The following is a 15876-nucleotide window of genomic DNA, read 5'->3' as shown; positions in this document are numbered from 1 at the left end:
CCGGCTCGGCGCCGGCCGGGCACGCCGGGCTCGCCCGGCTCAACGGGCTCCCCTTCCTCGTCGCGGAGGCGGCCTTCCTGGAGTGCTGCGGCAGCCGCCGCTGGGCCCACCGGATGGCCGCGCACCGCCCCTACCCGGATCTGGGGGCCCTATGGGCCGCCTCCGACGAGGCGGGATACGACCTGGCCCCCTCGGACATCGCGGAGGCGCTGGCCGCGGAGCCGGCCCCCTGCCTCCACCACGACGCGCCCCGGGCGGCCCATCTCGCGCTGCGGGCCGCGCACGCGGCGTACGAGAGCAGGTTCGGCCACTCCTTCGTGATCTGCCTGGACGCCTTCCAGCCCGCCCAGCACGTGGACCAGGTGCTGGCCGGCATCCGGGTCCGCCTCACCCATGATCCGGACGAGGAGCGGGCGGTGACCGCGGAGGAGCTGCGGCGACTCGCCCGGAGCCGGATCATGGAGCTGGTGGCCGCGGAGCCCTGGTGACAGCCGGCTCCGGCGGGTGACCGGAAGGCCCCGCTCTAGCCCGTACGTGCCTGTTTGGTTGCCGCTTTGATCACACCACCGGCCCCGGCGTGAACGAACCGACCATGCGTCGCTACGATGGCCGGGGCCGGTGGACCGTACCCGGCCGGGTCAGACCGACAGTCAAGCCGGCCGACCCCCATCCCCGCTCCCGGAGGGTTCTTCCGTGCCGGCTGGAACGCTGTACCGCGGCCGGGAAGGCATGTGGTCCTGGGTGGCTCATCGAGTCACCGGTGTCCTCATTTTCTTCTTCCTGTTCGTACATGTCCTGGACACCGCACTCGTCCGCGTCTCCCCCGAGGCCTACGACGAGGTCGTGGCCACGTACAAGACGCCGATCGTCGCCCTCCTCGAATACGGCCTCGTGGCCGCTGTTCTCTTCCACGCGCTGAACGGTCTGCGGATCATCGCCGTGGACTTCTGGGCCAAGGGCCCGCGACTCCAGAAGCAGATGCTCTGGACCGTGGTGGGCATCTGGACCGTGCTGATGGTCGGGGCCCTGTACCCCCTCCTCGGTCACGCCGTACGCGACGTCTTCGGGAGCTGAGGCCCATGTCCAGCGAGACTTCTTCCGCAGCCGCGATCGGCGACGTCGAGGGCGTGAGCCTCTACGACGTCGACCATCCCGCCCCGGTGATCGAGCCCCCGCGCAAGCGCACGGGCAAGACGCCCAAGGGATCGCGCACCAACTTCGAGATGTACGCCTGGCTCTTCATGCGCCTGTCGGGCATCGTCCTGGTCGTCCTCGTCATCGGCCACCTGCTGATCCAGCTGGTGCTCGACGGCGGCGTCTCCAAGATCGGCTTCGCCTTCGTGGCGGGCCGCTGGGCCTCGCCGTTCTGGCAGGTCTGGGACCTGACGATGCTGTGGCTCGCCATGCTCCACGGCGCCAACGGCCTCCGTACGGTCATCAACGACTACGCCGAACGGGACAACACCCGCTTCTGGCTGAAGATGCTCCTGTACACCGCCACGGTGTTCACCGTCCTGCTGGGCACGCTGGTGATCTTCACCTTCGACCCGAACATCCGCTAGGCGCCGGGACAGAGGGACCAGAGGAAACCATGCAGATCCACAAGTACGACACCGTCATCGTCGGCGCAGGCGGCGCCGGCATGCGCGCGGCCATCGAGTCGACCAAGCGCAGCCGCACCGCCGTGCTGACGAAGCTCTACCCCACCCGATCCCACACCGGTGCGGCGCAGGGCGGCATGGCCGCCGCGCTCGCCAACGTGGAGGAGGACAACTGGGAGTGGCACACCTTCGACACGGTCAAGGGCGGCGACTACCTGGTCGACCAGGACGCCGCCGAGATCCTGGCGAAGGAGGCCATCGACGCCGTCCTCGACCTGGAGAAGATGGGCCTGCCGTTCAACCGGACGCCCGAGGGCCGCATCGACCAGCGCCGCTTCGGCGGTCACACCCGCAGCCACGGCGAGGCCCCGGTGCGCCGGTCCTGCTACGCCGCGGACCGCACCGGTCACATGATCCTCCAGACGCTGTACCAGAACTGCGTCAAGGAGGGCGTGGAGTTCTTCAACGAGTTCTACGTCCTGGACCAGCTGATCACCGAGGTCGACGGGGTCAAGAAGTCCGCCGGCGTCGTCGCGTTCGAGCTGGCGACCGGCGAGATCCACGTCTTCCAGGCGAAGTCGGTCATCTACGCCTCCGGCGGCACCGGCAAGTTCTTCAAGGTGACCTCCAACGCGCACACCCTGACCGGTGACGGACAGGCCGCCTGCTACCGGCGCGGCCTGCCGCTGGAGGACATGGAGTTCTTCCAGTTCCACCCGACGGGCATCTGGCGCATGGGCATCCTGCTGACGGAGGGCGCCCGCGGTGAGGGCGGCATCCTCCGCAACAAGGACGGCGAGCGCTTCATGGAGAAGTACGCGCCGGTCATGAAGGACCTCGCCTCCCGTGACGTCGTCTCCCGGTCCATCTACACCGAGATCCGCGAGGGCCGCGGCTGCGGTCCCGCCGGCGACCACGTCTACCTCGACCTCACCCACCTGCCGCCGGAGCAGCTGGACGCCAAGCTGCCGGACATCACCGAGTTCGCGCGGACCTACCTCGGCATCGAGCCCTACACGGACCCGATCCCGATCCAGCCGACCGCGCACTACGCCATGGGCGGCATCCCGACCAACGTCGAGGGCGAGGTGCTGGCCGACAACACCACCGTCGTGCCGGGCCTGTACGCCGCCGGCGAGGTCGCCTGCGTCTCGGTGCACGGGGCCAACCGCCTGGGCACCAACTCGCTGCTCGACATCAACGTCTTCGGCAAGCGGTCGGGCATCGCCGCCGCCGAGTACGCGGCGAAGAACGACTACGTCGACCTCCCGGAGAACCCGGCCCAGCTCGTCGCAGACCAGGTCGAGCGACTGCGCAACTCCACCGGCACCGAGCGCGTCTCCACGCTGCGCACGGAGCTCCAGGAGTGCATGGACGCCAACGTGATGGTGTTCCGCACCGAGCAGACGATCAAGACGGCGGTCGACAAGATCGCCGAGCTGCGCGAGCGGTACCTCAACGTGTCCATCCAGGACAAGGGCAAGCGGTTCAACACCGACCTGCTGGAGGCCATCGAGCTGGGCAACCTGCTCGACCTGGCCGAGGTCATGGCGGTCTCCGCGCTCGCCCGCAAGGAGTCCCGCGGCGGTCACTACCGCGAGGACTTCCCGAACCGCGACGACGTCAACTTCATGCGCCACACCATGGCGTACCGCGAGGTGGCCGCCGACGGCGCCGAGTCGATCCGGCTCGACTACAAGCCGGTCGTGACGACCCGCTACCAGCCGATGGAGCGTAAGTACTGATGGCTACCCCGACCCTGGACAAGACCGACAAGGCCGAGGCCGGTTTCGCCGACTCGCCCTTCATCACGGCCACGTTCCGGATTCGCCGCTTCAACCCGGAGATCTCCGACGAGGCCCAGTGGCAGGACTTCCAGATCGAGATCGACCCGAAGGAGCGAGTCCTCGACGCCCTTCACAAGATCAAGTGGGAGCTGGACGGGACGCTGACGTTCCGCCGTTCCTGTGCGCACGGCATCTGCGGCTCCGACGCGATGCGGATCAACGGCAAGAACAGGCTCGCCTGCAAGACGCTGATCAAGGACATCAACCCGGAGAAGCCGATCATGGTGGAGGCCATCAAGGGCCTCACGGTCCTCAAGGACCTCGTGGTCGACATGGACCCGTTCTTCCAGGCGTACCGCGACGTCATGCCGTTCCTCGTCGCCAAGGGGAACGAGCCGACCCGCGAGCGTCTTCAGTCCGCCGAGGACCGCGAGCGCTTCGACGACACCACCAAGTGCATCCTGTGCGCCGCGTGCACGTCCTCGTGCCCGGTCTTCTGGAACGACGGCCAGTACTTCGGCCCGGCGGCGATCGTCAACGCGCACCGCTTCATCTTCGACTCGCGCGACGACGCCGGCGAGCAGCGGCTGGAGATCCTCAACGACCGTGACGGCGTGTGGCGCTGCCGCACCACGTTCAACTGCACGGACGCCTGCCCGCGTGGCATCGAGGTCACCAAGGCGATCCAGGAGGTGAAGCGCGCGCTCATCACGCGTCGCTTCTGACCTCTGCGGGTCCGCCCCGTACGTCGACGGGCCCCGTCCCCCGCAGCTCGTGCGCTGCGGGGGGGGGCGGGGCCCGTCCGCGTACCGGCCCCGGGGCTGTGCGGGACCGGGCGCGGGCGGTACGGTTCAGCGGAGCCGAAGACCGGAGCAGGAGAACGGGGACCTCGTGAGCGAGCCGAATCCGTACGCGGACGACGCGTACACGTGGGGCCCGCCCCAGCAGCCCGGTCACCCGCCGACCGTCGCGGACGGCCGGGGACACGGCTTCCCGGCCCCCGGCGCCACCCCGGCGTACGGCTATCCGCAGCCGCTGCCCGAGTCCGCGTCCCAGCCCGGCCCGGCCTACGGATACCCGAGCCCTCACGCGGCCCCTGGGACGCTGCCCGGTCAGTACCTACCCGTGCCGCAGGACGTGCCGGGCCAGGGCGGCGTGCCGGTGCTGTCGATCGGCGACATCACCGTCATGAACGACGCGATCGTCACCCCGTCCGGGCCCATGCCGCTCAAGGGGGCGGTCTGGACGGCGACGGACATGTCGCGCACGGAGGAGAAGATCCCCGCGCACGCGATCGTGCTGGCGATCGTCTTCGCCCTGTTCTGTCTGATCGGCCTGCTGTTCCTGCTGATGAAGGAGAAGCGGACGACCGGCTTCGTCCAGGTCACGGTCACCAGCGGCGGTCGGCATCACTCCACGATGATCCCGGCCGTGGACCCGCACACCTTCCCCGCCGTGATGGGCCTGCTGAACACGGCCCGCTCGATGAGCGTCTGAGCCGCGGGGCCCGTTGTGGCGCGCTTCGAGCACACCGTCACGGTGGCGGCTGTGGACCGCGACCGGTTCGAGGAGGCCGCCGGGGCGCTGGTGGACCTCTTCGACGCCTCCCGTGAGCGGGGCGGCGCGATCCTGCTGCCCGACGGGCGCCCGGTCCACGGCCTGCGGCTGCTGAAGGGTCGCCACCTGGAGCCGGGGGCGCGCTACGGGGAGCGTCCCGACGAGCAGGGGCCTGACGAGGAGGGCCCGGCGGACGGGGCGGCAGGCGCCCCGGAGCCGACGGAGTGGACCGTCCTGCGCGAGTGGCGGCCCTCCCGCGCCGTCGAGGTGGAGAACTTCATGGCGGAGGAGGGCGTGTCCGTGCGGGTCAGGGTGCGGCTGCGCGAGCCCCGCGGGCCCAGGGCGCTGGACGTGACCCTCGACGGGCACAACCCCGGGGGCGGTTCGCTGTACCGCTTCTCGGGCCGCGTCGGGGCCGACCTGCGCGCCTGGTGGGCGGCGGTGGAACGGCCCCTCCCGGCAGGCCGGGCGCCCGTCGTCGGGCGGGCGGCGCACCGGCTCGGCAAGGCCCGCCTCACCGTCGTTCCGCGCCCGGCTGAGGACGGCTGCTGGCGGGTGTCCGTCGTCCTGAGCGTGCGCGGGCGGTGGCTGCTGCGGCCGGTCGTGGCGGTGGCGCTGGCTCTCGCCCGCGGGCGGGTCGAGCGGAAGTTCGGGGCGGCGGTGGACAGCGCGGCCGCGGGATGGGCCGTGGTGGCGGCGCAGTGGCCGTCCCTGCGCGGCGCGGCGCTGCGCGCGGAGATCGCGGACGCGCTGACCGGGCCGCCGGGGCTTCCCGGGCCGCCGGAGGAGGAGCCGGCGTTGCGGTAGCGGTCGGTGCGCGGTGCCGCCCGGGGCCCCGGAGGGCCCGGCTAATCTGGGGCCGTGGCCAAGGAAGAGAAGAACGTGCAGGAGAACAGGCCGGCGAGGGCCGCGAAGAGCGAGCAGACCCGCACGCTGATCCTCGAAACAGCGCTCCGGCTCTTCGCCGAGCGCGGCTACGACCGCACGACCATGCGGGCCATCGCCCAGGAGGCGGGCGTCTCGGTCGGCAACGCCTACTACTACTTCTCCTCCAAGGAACACCTGGTCCAGGGCTTCTACGACCGGATCGCCGCCGAACACGCCGCGGCGGTCCGGCCCGTCCTGGAGGGCGACGGGGACCTGGCCGTACGCATCAGGGGAGTGCTGCTCGGCTGGCTGGACGTGGCGGAGCCCTACCACCGGTTCGCCGCCCAGTTCTTCAAGAACGCGGCCGACCCGCAGAGCCCGCTCTCCCCGTTCTCCGAGGACTCGGCCGCCGCGCGCGAGGCGGCGATCTCCATCCACGAGCGCTGCGTCGCCGGGGCGGACGTCACCGGCGACCCCGCGCTGGCGCCGCTGCTTCCGCAGGTGATGTGGCTGATGCAGATGGGGCTGGTGCTCTTCTGGGTGTACGACCGCACGGAGGGCGCCGAGAAGAGCCGCCGGCTCGTCGAACGCGTCGCGCCGATCGCCGCGCGGGCGATCGCGCTCTCCCGGTTCCGGGTGCTGCGTCCGCTCGTGCGTCAGGTGCACGCGCTGCTGGTGGAGTTCCTGCCGGGCGCGGCGGCCGGGGCCCCGCCCCGGCCGGCCGGCTGACCGGTCAGATGCGGCCCAGCTCCCACAGGCGCCAGATCCCGGTGCCGTCGGAGAGGTACTGGGAGCCGGAGACGTCCGCCGTCGCGACGACGTAGTCCTTCTTCTGCCACAGCGGCAGCAGCGGGACGTCCTCGCCGACCAGCGACTGCACGGCCTTGAAGTCGTTCGCGGTGCGGCTGCGGTCGCTGAACTGCTGCGTGGCGGCGATCAGCTTGTCCATCTGCTTGCTGGAGTACGCGCTGTGCAGGACGTTGCCGGTGCCGACGAGCGGCTGGGTGAAGGTGTCGGGGTCCGGGAAGTCGGGGAGCCAGCCGACGGTGTACATGTCGTACTCCCCGGCCGCGTAGCCCTTCTGGTACTGCGTCCACTCGACGGCCTTCACGGAGACCTTGAAGAGGCCGTCCTTCTCCAGCTGACGGCGGATCTCCGCGGTCTCCGCGGTGTAGGCGTCGTCGGCGCGGTAGGCGAACTCGACGGCGACCGGCGTCTCCACGCCCGCCTCTTCGAGCAGTCGCTCCGCCCGCTTCGGGTCGGCCGACGGGTAGAGGTCGAAGAAGGGAGTGCTGTGCCCGATGTAGCCCTGCGGGACCAGCGAGTAGAGCGGTTCGACGGTGCTCTTGTAGACGTCCCGGACCAGCGGGCCGCGGTCGATGACCGAGGCGACGGCCTGACGGACCTTCTTGTCGGCGAACGGCGAGTCGTCGCGGACGTTGAAGATGATGTTGCGGATCTCGGCGCTGTCCGCCTCGGTGACCCGCAGCTCCGGATCGCCCGCGTACAGCTCGGCGAGCCGGGCCGGCGGGAGCTGGCGGTGGGTCACCTCGACCTCGCCGTTGTTCCAGCCGGACAGGAGCTCCTCCGAGCCCTTGTAGTAGCGGATGTCGACGGCTCCGCCGGTCTTCTTGAGGGCGCCCTTGTACTTCAGGTTGGGCACCAGCTCGGCGCGCGCGCCCGCCTCGTACGACTTCAGCACGTAGGGGCCGGAGCCGTCGACCTGGTTGCCGGTGCGGAGCTTGTCCTCCGGGTACTTCGTCGAGTCGACGATCGACCCGGCGCCGGTCGCGATCTTCTGCGGGAAGGTCGCGTCCTTCCCGGACAGGTTGAAGGTGATGGTGCGGCCCTCGGACACCACGGTGTCGAGGGTCGGGAACAGTCCGGCCGGGCCGACGTCCGCCTTGATCCGCAGCATCCGCTTGAAGGAGTACGTGACGTCCTCAGCGGTGATCTTCCTGCCGTTGGAGAACGTCAGGTCGTCGCGGAGCTTGCACTGGTACGTCTGGAGCTTCTGCCCGACGAACCCGCAGCTCTCGGCGGCGTCCGGCTCCGGTGTGACGGCCCCGGCCTTGAAGGTCATCAGCGACTGGTAGAGGTTGCTGTAGATGGCCCAGGAGCCCGCGTCGTACGCGCCGGCCGGGTCGAGCGAGGTCACCGAATCCGACGTCCCGACGGTGACCGCGTCGGAGTTCGCCTCCCCTGAGGGGAGGAGTTGCCAGGCGCCGACGCCTGCGATGACCACTACCGCGAGAATCGCGAGAATCCGTACCCGGACCGACCGCATTGCCGTGCTCTCCCTTACCAGCCCCACCTCGGCAGTTGTGCCAAGACGCGCACATTGCCGCATGTTCGCGCTTACCCAATCACACGATTTTCACATCTGGAAGAGTAAATGGGGCTCTCACAGCCTTTTGTTGGACAGCCGTGGCACACCCTGTCCGAAAAGGCCGTTTCCCCGCCCCCACCTGCGGTTTCTCGTAGCTGAGGGTGACTCTTCGGTGTGGATTTCATGATGGGGGCCGCCGGTCGCCGGGTGATCGCACACGCAACGTGCAGGGCCGGTTCTACGCCTGACGCGAGGCCAGTTCCACGACGGTGACGTCGGACGGGGCGCCGACCCGGACCGGCGGCCCCCAGGCGCCCGCGCCGCGGGAGACGAAGAGCTGGGTGTCGCCGTAGCGTTCGAGCCCGGCGACGGTGGGGTTGGCCAGTTCGGCGAGGAAGTTCCCGGGCCAGAGCTGGCCGCCGTGGGTGTGGCCGGAGAGCTGGAGGTCGACGCCGTGCTCGACGGCGTCGTGGATCACGACGGGCTGGTGGGCGAGGAGGACGGCGGCGCGGCCGCGGTCCCGGTCGCCGAGCGCGCGGGCGAAGTCCGGGCCCTGGCCCTCGGACTCCCCCGCCACGTCGTTGACCCCGGCCAGGTCGAAGCCCTCGATCTCGACCCGGGCGTTCTCCAGCGGGTGCAGACCCAGTTCGCGGACGTGGTCGACCCACTCGCCCGCACCGGAGAAGTACTCGTGGTTGCCGGTGACGAAGAAGCTGCCGTGCCGTGAGCGCAGGGCGGACAGCGGTTCGGCGGCGGAGCCCAGGTCCGCGACGGACCCGTCGACGAGGTCGCCGACGACGGCGACGAGGTCGGGCGAGGTCGCGTTGATCGTGTCGACGATGCGACGGGTGTGGGCGCGGCCGAGGATCGGGCCGATGTGGATGTCGCTGACCACGGCGATCCGGAAGCCGTGGGCCGCGCGGGGCAGTTTGGCCAGCGGCACGGTGATCCGCCGGACGCTCGGCCCGCGCAGCACGCCGTAGGCCCCGTACCCGACGGTGGCGAGCCCGGCGGCGGCCGCGGCGCCGCCGACGACCCGGGAGACGAAGAGCCGCCGGGACGGGCCGGGGTCGGTGGGCGCGGGGGCCGCGGCTTCGGCGGCCGGCGGCGCCATGGATTCCGCTTCCGGTTCCGCTTCCGCTTCCGGTTCGCGTGTCGCCACGGTCTCCGTCGCGGTGCGTGCCGACGTCTCCGGGGCGGCCGGGGCCGTCCCGGAGCCGGAGCGCGCCGGCTCTCCGCTACGGGGGCCGGCCGCGCCCGGGGCCCCGGCGAGGGTTCCGGCAGCTGCTCCGCCCGCGGCCGCCGACGCCGCCGGGGCGGCCTGCGGGGCCGCCTCGTCCCGCCGGGCGAGGACCCGCAGAAGCACCGGCCTGACGACTTCGCCCACGAGCAGCGCCAGCGTCAGGTAGAGCAGGGCGGCCAGCCACAGGAACCCCGGCCAGGCGAACACCTGCTGGAGCCAGAAGGGCGCGCCCATCCGGCCGGAGGTCATGGCGCCGACGCTCAGCAGGGGGAGCACGAAGGCGGCGACGGTGCCCGCCCGGCGCAGCGGGCTGCCCGGCGCCGTCGTGTCACCGACGAAGCGCCGCCACACGTACCGGTGCACGGTGGCGAGCAACGCCAGCACCACGAGCGCCACCAGGACGAAGACCACTGCTGTCATCCGCTTTCCCTACTTCTTCTCTTCAGGCCTGCCGTCAGGTGCGCTGGTCGCGCAAAGCCCGGACCCCGCGCAACCCGATCGCGCCGACCGCCGTCCCCAGAAGAAAGGACGTGATGGCGAGCAGCAGGTGCACCCAGAAGTACCCGGTCGGTTCGCCCGCGTCGTCGAAGGCGAGCCCGCTGCCGTCCTGCCACAGGTTCTTGACGAAAGTGATCCAGATGAACCAGCTCCACACCCCGAACGCGAGCAGGAACCAGGAGACGGGGCGGCTGAGCTTCATGGGTCCAGTATCGCCGCCGCCGTCCGTCCCCCTCGCGCGGGGGCGGGTCCGCGGCAGGGAGCGCGGGGCCCTCCCGGGAGGGCTGTCCCGGCGATCTCTGCGGCGGGTCAGCCGTTCCGGGTCCCCATCCGTATCGGCGCCCTGTACGTTTCCGACCGTGCCTGCTCTGAAAAAGATCGCTCTGACGGTCGCCTCCGCCGCTTTGCTGCCCGGTCTGGTGCTCAGCCCCGCCTCGGCGGCCGACAAGGACAAGAGCGACGACAGACAGCCCAAGCCGCCTGCCACGATGTCGAGCCTCGGCGGGGAGCGTCTCGCCCGGGCCGGCACCCAGGTGGCCCTGGGGCCGGGAGCGCCGGTGCTGCCCAAGGAGCTGACCGGCCGGTCGTGGATCGTGGCGAACGCGGAGAGCGGCGAGGTCCTGGCGGCGCACAACGCGCACTGGCGGCTGCCGCCCGCCTCCACCATGAAGATGCTGTTCGCCGACACGCTGCTTCCGGCTCTCCGGCCCACCACCTCGACGTACACGGTGAAGGACAGCGATCTGGCGGCGATCGGCGAGGGCAGCAGCCTGGTCGGGGTCAAGGAGGACCACACCTACACGGTCCACGACCTGTGGCTCGGCGTCTTCCTCCGCTCGGGCAACGACGCGGTGCACGTCCTGGCCCAGATGTACGGCGGCATGCCGCGGACGGTGGCCGCGATGCAGAAGCACGCCGAGGAGCTCCAGGCGCTGGACACCCGGGTGGTCTCGCCGGACGGTTACGACGCGCCGGGCCAGGTCTCCAGCGCCTACGACCTGACCCTGATCGCCCGCAGCGGGCTCCAGAAGAAGGACTTCCGCGAGTACGCGGCGACGGCCTCCGCCGACTTCCCGGGCGAGCAGAAGACGGGGAAGAAGCGCGAGAACTTCGAGATCCAGAACACCAACCGGCTGCTCACCGGGGGCCTCGGCGTGGACCCGTACCAGGGCATCGCGGGCGTCAAGAACGGCTACACCACGCACGCGGGCAACACCTTCACCGGAGTCGCGGAACGCGACGGCACGGTGCTGCTGGTCACGGTCATGAACCCGTCGGCGGAGGAGAGCCACGCCGTCTACAAGGAGGCCGCCCACCTCCTGGACTGGGGCTTCGCCGCGAGTGGCAAGGTGACCCCGGTGGGCGAGCTGGTGCCGCCGAAGTCCGTGGACACCGGCACCGCTCCCAGCGCCGGTCCCACGAGCGGCGGGAAGGGCGCACAGCCGGCCGCGGGGGCGGACCAGGGCTCCGGCGGCCCGGCGGACACCGCACACGCCTCGGCGGCCGGTGGCTCCAGCGGCGTCGGGACCGCTCTGGCGGTCATCGGCGGGGCGTTGGCGGTGCTGGCCGCCGGAGTCTTCCTGGTCAACCGGCGTTGGCCGCTGCACCTGCCCCGCCGCTGATCCCGCCGGGCGGGCCGCCTCCGCCGCCGGGCGGCCCGCCGCGCCGCCCGGCCCGCGGCCGTCGCGACGCCCGCCGCGCTCATCCGGCCCGGGTCGAGCCGCCCGGCCCCCGGCCGCCCGTCCGGGCGGCCGCTTCGGGGCCGGCCGCCCGGGGCGCGCTCTCCTCGGGGACGCTCCTCGTCGCGGCGCCCCCCTCCGGGCTGCTCTCCCCCGTGGCCTTCTCCTCTGCGGCGCTCTCCTCCAGGACGTCCTCGCCCTTGTCGCGGGTCGCCGTCCAGGCGGCGCAGAACAACAGCAGTTTCGCGGTGAAGTTGATCCACAGGAGCAGGGCGATCGGCACGCCGAACGCGCCGTACATGCTCTTGCCCGCGACGCCCTTCATATAGCTGCCGAGCAGCAGCTTGAGCAGTTCGAAACCGACCGAGCCGAGCAGCGCCGCGACCACCAGCCGCCGCCGGGGCGGCTCCACGCCGGGCAGCAGCGACAGCAGGTAGAGCAGCAGCAGGAAGTCCGCGGCGACCGCGACCACCAGCGCGGCGACCCGCAGCAGGACGCCGCCCGCTCCGTCCTCGGGGATGCCGAGCAGATCGGCGGTCCACCCGACGGCCGTCGATCCGACGGTGGAGACGGCCAGCGTGGCGAGCGCCGCGCCGCCGAGACCGACCAGCAGCACGGCGTCCTTGAGCTTGAGGACGACCGGGTTGGCCTCCTGGACATCGTCCAACTCCCAGACCGCGCGCAGACATTCACGCATCGATCCGATCCACCGGATGCCGGTGAAGAGCAGCAGCGCACCGGCCACCAGCCCGACGGCCCCGGCGTTGGCGACCAGCCCGTCGATGCCGAGCTGGTCGGAGATGCCGGGCACCTGGTCGGCGAGCTTGTCCTTGATGGTGTCGAGCTGCTCGTCGGACAGCAGCGCGGCGGCGGCGGCAGCGCCGACCGCGATCAGCGGGAAGAGGGCGAGGAAGCTGATGAAGGTGATCGCCGCGGCGAGCCTGTCCCAGTGGACCCGCTCCAGCGTCTCGTAGGAACGCCATGCGTGCGTCTCCGTCAACCGGGCGACCAGGGGACCGATGACCGGGAGTTTTTTGAGCCAGTCCATGACGTACGCCTACCCTCCTGGGCCCGGAACACCAGCGGCCCGCCCCGGACTCTCGCGGAGCCGCCCGGCAGATCGCCGTCACGCTGCGCTGACACTCGCTCCATCACCCGTTCCGGCGAGTCAGTCCACCAATGCCCCGAAGGGGTTTTTCCGGACGATACGGTCACATCCATGTCCGTCGACACGGTGTCCTTGACCGGCTGGGGCCGCACCGCCCCGACGACCGCCGTGCGGTTTCGGCCCCGTACGTACGAGGAAGCGTCGGCCGCCGTCCGGGGGCGCGGGCCTCGGGGCGCCCTCGCCCGCGGACTGGGCCGGGCCCCCGGTGACGCCGCGCAGAACGCGGGCGGCTCGGTGCTCGACATGACCGGCCTGGCCCGGATCGGCGGCGTGGACCCGGCCGCCGGCACGGTGCGCTGCGAGGCGGGGGTGAGCCTGGAGCGGCTGCTGCGGGTGCTGACGCCGCTCGGCTGGTTCCCGCCGGTCGTGCCGGGGACCGGCAGGGTCACGGTCGGCGGCGCCATCGCCTCCGACCTGGACGGCCGCAACCACCGCGGAGCCGGCTCCCTCACCCGGCACGTGAGCGCCCTGGAACTGCTCACCGCCGACGGCGAGGTGCGCACCGTGCTGCCCGGCACCGCCGTCTTCGACGCCACCGCGGGAGGTCTCGGGCTGACCGGGGTCGTCCTGTCCGCCACGCTCCGCCTCCGGCGCGTCGCCACCTCGCTGATGTCCGTCACCACGGAGCGCGCCGGGGACCTGGACGACCTGCTGGCCCGCTTCACGGCGGGCGGTGACCGACTGCCGTACGCCTCCGCCTGGGTCGACCTGCTGGCACGGGGCCGGGCGACGGGGCGCGGAATCCTCACCCGGGGGGAGCACGCACTTCCTGACATGCTCCCGGCGCACGCCCGGCGCACACTGTTCCCCCTGCGCACCGCAGGTCAAGGGCGGCCGCTCGCCGCCGACCGGGTGCCGATGCCCGGCGGGCCGCTCGGCCGGGCCACCGCCGCCCTCGGCAACGAGGTCCGCTATCGCGGTGCGCCCCGCGCACGGACCGGCGAGCTGCGCTCCGCCTCGCGCTTCTTCCACGCGCCGGACGCACTCCCCTCCCCCGGCCCGCCCCCCGGCGGTCTGGTGCGCTACCGGTTCAGCGTCGGGTACGGCCAGGAGGAGACCCTGCACCGGGTGGTGCGCCGGATCTCGGCGGGCCGGGGCGCCGCTTCGCGAGCCGTGCTCCAGCGGTGCGGGGCCCCGGCCCCCGGCCCGTTGTCGTTCCCGGCGCCGGGCTGGGCGCTCGCCCTCGACCTCCCCGCGGCCCTGCCCGGCCTCGCCCGCCTCTTGGACGGGGTCGACGAGGAGGTGGCGGCCGCCGGAGGCCGGGTCTGTCTGGCGAGCGACTCCCGGATGCGTCCGGAGACGGCCTCCGCGATGTACCCGCGGCTGGCGGAGTTCCGCGAGCTGCGGGCCGCGCTGGACCCGACGGACGCGTTCCGCTCCGACCTGTCGCGGCGGCTCTGCCTGTGACGCCCGCGGGCGTGCGGAGGCGGGGAGCGCGCCCCGGCGGGCAGAAACCGGCCGACGTGCGCCCGGCACCCGCGCGCCCCGCTGACGGGCGGCCGGAGCCCGGCCGTCCGGCCCGCGAGAGCCCCGCCCGCACACGCTGACGTAAACCCCCCGCCCCGGGTGTCTCCCGGGTGCCCCCGCCCCTGAACAGGAGTGTCCCGTGAAGGATGCCTTCGGCGCCCCGCAGTCCCTGCTCGTCCTCGGCGGCGCCTCCGAGATCGCCCTGGCCACCGCGCGCCGGCTGGTCGCCCTGCGCACCCGCCGCGTCTGGCTGGCCGGGCGGCCCTCCGCCGCCCTGGACGCGGCCGTCGCCGAGCTGCGCGGGCGGGGGGCGGAGGCACGCACGGTCGACTTCGACGCCCTGGACCCCGCCTCGCACGAGACCGCTCTCGGCAAGGTGTTCGCGGAGGGCGACATCGACGTGGTGCTGATGGCCTTCGGCGTCCTCGGCGACCAGGCGCGCGACGAGGAGGAGCCGATGGCGGCGGTCCGGGTCGTCCAGACCAACTACACCGGGGCGGTCTCGGCGGGGCTGGTGTGCGCGGGCGCGTTGCAGGCGCAGGGGCACGGCTCGCTGGTGGTGCTCTCGTCCGTGGCCGGGGAGCGCGCCCGGCGCTCCGACTTCATCTACGGATCGAGCAAGGCGGGCCTGGACGTGTTCGCGCAGGGGCTGGGCGACGCGCTCCAGGGCACGGGGGTGCAGGTGATGGTCGTCCGTCCCGGGTTCGTCCGGACCCGCGCCACGGCGGGGCGGCCCGAGCAGCCGCTCGCGACCGGCCCGGAGGCCGTGGCGAAGGCGATCGTCACGGGGCTGCGGAGGCGCTCGGAGACGGTGTGGGCGCCCGGGTCGCTCCGGATGGTGATGACGGCGCTGCGCCATGTGCCCCGCCCGCTGTTCCGGCGGCTGCCGTTGTGAGAGCGGCGGAGGGCGGGGGGCGGGCACGGCGTGCGGGCAGGCGGGCAGCGGCGGGAGGACCGGTGCGGCGACGGCGTGGCGGGGTGTACGGGGACGCGCGCGCCAGTCGGGGGAGCGTACGGGCGGCGCCCCGCTCCCCCGGCGGAGGGTCAGGGCCGCAGCGACGGCGCGTTGACCGTGTAACCGCTCTGGGCGGGCACCGCGGGCGCGCCGCCTCCGGACCCGAACGGGAAGTCCCTGATCTTGCGCCAGACCGCGTCCGTGCCCTGTTCGTACAGCGCGAAGGACTCGCAGCTCCAGGCCGCCTCGTAGTCCGCCAGCTCCGCGAAGGCCCGGTCCATGGCCTCCTCCGCGATGCCGTGGGCCACGGTGACGTGCGGGTGGTAGGGGAACTGGAGCTCGCGCACCAGCGGCCCCGAGGCGTCCCTGACCCGCTTCTGGAGCCAGGAGCAGGCGGACGCGCCCTCGACGACCTGGACGAAGACCACCGGGGACAGCGGCCGGAACGTGCCGGTGCCGGACAGCCGCATCGGAAACGGCCGTCCGGCCGCGGCGATCTCGCCGAGGTGCGTCTCGATCGCCGGGAGGTCGGCCGCCTGCGCCTCGGTCGGCGGGAGCAGGGTGACGTGGGTGGGAATGCCGAAGGCGGCAGGGTCCCCGAAGCTCGCGCGGCGCTCCTGGAGCAGGCTGCCGTAGGGCTCCGGGACCGCGATCGAAACGCCGAGCGTTACGGTCCCCACGTCGTTCTCCTCCATCGTCGATGGTCGTTTTCCGGTCATGCCGTG

The 15876-nt window shown here is 72.3% G+C and carries 16 protein-coding genes; 11 read left to right on the top strand and 5 right to left on the bottom strand.

Annotation, left to right across the window (positions count from 1 at the left end):
* The 8 genes from V9U70_RS20015 to V9U70_RS19980 all read left to right on the top strand — a co-directional run.
* The coding region (locus V9U70_RS20015; RefSeq protein ID WP_336677106.1) for a 2-oxo-4-hydroxy-4-carboxy-5-ureidoimidazoline decarboxylase at window positions 1-488 on the top strand (488 nt) is incomplete at its 5' end.
* Window positions 489-693: 205 nt separating this feature from the next.
* Window positions 694-1074 carry a succinate dehydrogenase, cytochrome b556 subunit gene (gene sdhC, locus V9U70_RS20010; protein ID WP_336677104.1) on the top strand — a complete coding sequence of 127 codons (381 nt, stop codon included), beginning with the start codon at window positions 694-696 and terminating at the stop codon, window positions 1072-1074.
* Between the two features lie 5 nt (window positions 1075-1079).
* Window positions 1080-1562 (top strand): succinate dehydrogenase hydrophobic membrane anchor subunit, encoded by a 483-nt coding sequence (locus tag V9U70_RS20005; RefSeq protein ID WP_336677102.1) that lies wholly within the window; start codon window positions 1080-1082, stop codon window positions 1560-1562.
* Between the two features lie 29 nt (window positions 1563-1591).
* A complete protein-coding gene (sdhA, locus tag V9U70_RS20000; protein ID WP_336677100.1) occupies window positions 1592-3346 on the top strand; it encodes a succinate dehydrogenase flavoprotein subunit in 1755 nt (584 codons plus the stop codon).
* Complete coding sequence (locus V9U70_RS19995) at window positions 3346-4113, top strand: succinate dehydrogenase iron-sulfur subunit (protein ID WP_336677098.1); 768 nt, start codon at window positions 3346-3348, stop codon at window positions 4111-4113. Before sdhA ends, V9U70_RS19995 begins: the two co-directional genes overlap by 1 nt.
* Window positions 4114-4279: 166 nt before the next feature.
* Window positions 4280-4885, top strand: a complete 606-nt coding sequence (locus tag V9U70_RS19990; protein WP_336677096.1) for a hypothetical protein — start codon at window positions 4280-4282, stop codon at window positions 4883-4885.
* A gap of 15 nt (window positions 4886-4900) precedes the next feature.
* Entirely contained in the window at window positions 4901-5752 is an 852-nt protein-coding gene (locus V9U70_RS19985) for a hypothetical protein (RefSeq protein WP_336677094.1), read from the top strand.
* Window positions 5753-5806: 54 nt separating this feature from the next.
* Complete coding sequence (locus V9U70_RS19980) at window positions 5807-6541, top strand: TetR/AcrR family transcriptional regulator (RefSeq protein ID WP_336677091.1); 735 nt, start codon at window positions 5807-5809, stop codon at window positions 6539-6541.
* Window positions 6542-6545: 4 nt separating this feature from the next.
* Here the strand turns inward: V9U70_RS19980 and V9U70_RS19975 are convergent, their stop codons facing one another.
* The 3 genes from V9U70_RS19975 to V9U70_RS19965 all read right to left on the bottom strand — a co-directional run bounded on the left by V9U70_RS19975 (window position 6546) and on the right by V9U70_RS19965 (window position 10084).
* Window positions 6546-8099, bottom strand: a complete 1554-nt coding sequence (locus V9U70_RS19975; protein ID WP_336677089.1) for an ABC transporter substrate-binding protein — start codon at window positions 8097-8099, stop codon at window positions 6546-6548.
* Window positions 8100-8379: 280 nt separating this feature from the next.
* Window positions 8380-9795, bottom strand: coding sequence for a metallophosphoesterase (locus tag V9U70_RS19970; protein ID WP_336677519.1), 1416 nt, complete (start codon window positions 9793-9795; stop codon window positions 8380-8382).
* Between the two features lie 43 nt (window positions 9796-9838).
* Window positions 9839-10084: an SCO4848 family membrane protein gene (locus V9U70_RS19965; RefSeq protein WP_336677087.1), complete on the bottom strand. Its 246-nt coding sequence runs from the start codon at window positions 10082-10084 to the stop codon at window positions 9839-9841.
* Window positions 10085-10241: 157 nt separating this feature from the next.
* On the opposite strand from V9U70_RS19965, the gene V9U70_RS19960 reads away from it, so the two are divergent.
* Window positions 10242-11504 carry a D-alanyl-D-alanine carboxypeptidase family protein gene (locus tag V9U70_RS19960; RefSeq protein WP_336677085.1) on the top strand — a complete coding sequence of 421 codons (1263 nt, stop codon included), beginning with the start codon at window positions 10242-10244 and terminating at the stop codon, window positions 11502-11504.
* A 79-nt stretch (window positions 11505-11583) separates the two neighbouring features.
* On the opposite strand, the gene V9U70_RS19955 is transcribed toward V9U70_RS19960, so the two are convergent.
* Window positions 11584-12609, bottom strand: a complete 1026-nt coding sequence (locus V9U70_RS19955) for a YihY/virulence factor BrkB family protein (RefSeq protein WP_336677083.1) — start codon at window positions 12607-12609, stop codon at window positions 11584-11586.
* 171 nt (window positions 12610-12780) lie between these two features.
* On the opposite strand from V9U70_RS19955, the gene V9U70_RS19950 reads away from it, so the two are divergent.
* A complete protein-coding gene (locus tag V9U70_RS19950; RefSeq protein WP_336677082.1) occupies window positions 12781-14136 on the top strand; it encodes an FAD-binding oxidoreductase in 1356 nt (451 codons plus the stop codon).
* A 199-nt stretch (window positions 14137-14335) separates the two neighbouring features.
* The gene (locus tag V9U70_RS19945) at window positions 14336-15091 is read left to right on the top strand and encodes a decaprenylphospho-beta-D-erythro-pentofuranosid-2-ulose 2-reductase (RefSeq protein ID WP_336677080.1); all 756 of its coding nucleotides are present in this window, start codon (window positions 14336-14338) and stop codon (window positions 15089-15091) included.
* Between the two features lie 149 nt (window positions 15092-15240).
* Here the strand turns inward: V9U70_RS19945 and V9U70_RS19940 are convergent, their stop codons facing one another.
* Window positions 15241-15831: a 2'-5' RNA ligase family protein gene (locus tag V9U70_RS19940; RefSeq protein WP_336677078.1), complete on the bottom strand. Its 591-nt coding sequence runs from the start codon at window positions 15829-15831 to the stop codon at window positions 15241-15243.
* Window positions 15832-15876: the final 45 nt, after the last annotated feature.

Origin of the sequence: Streptomyces pratensis, assembly GCF_037137275.1 — a bacterium.
GTDB classification, from domain to species: domain Bacteria; phylum Actinomycetota; class Actinomycetes; order Streptomycetales; family Streptomycetaceae; genus Streptomyces; species Streptomyces pratensis_B.
This window is presented reverse-complemented; position numbering and strand designations above follow the sequence as displayed.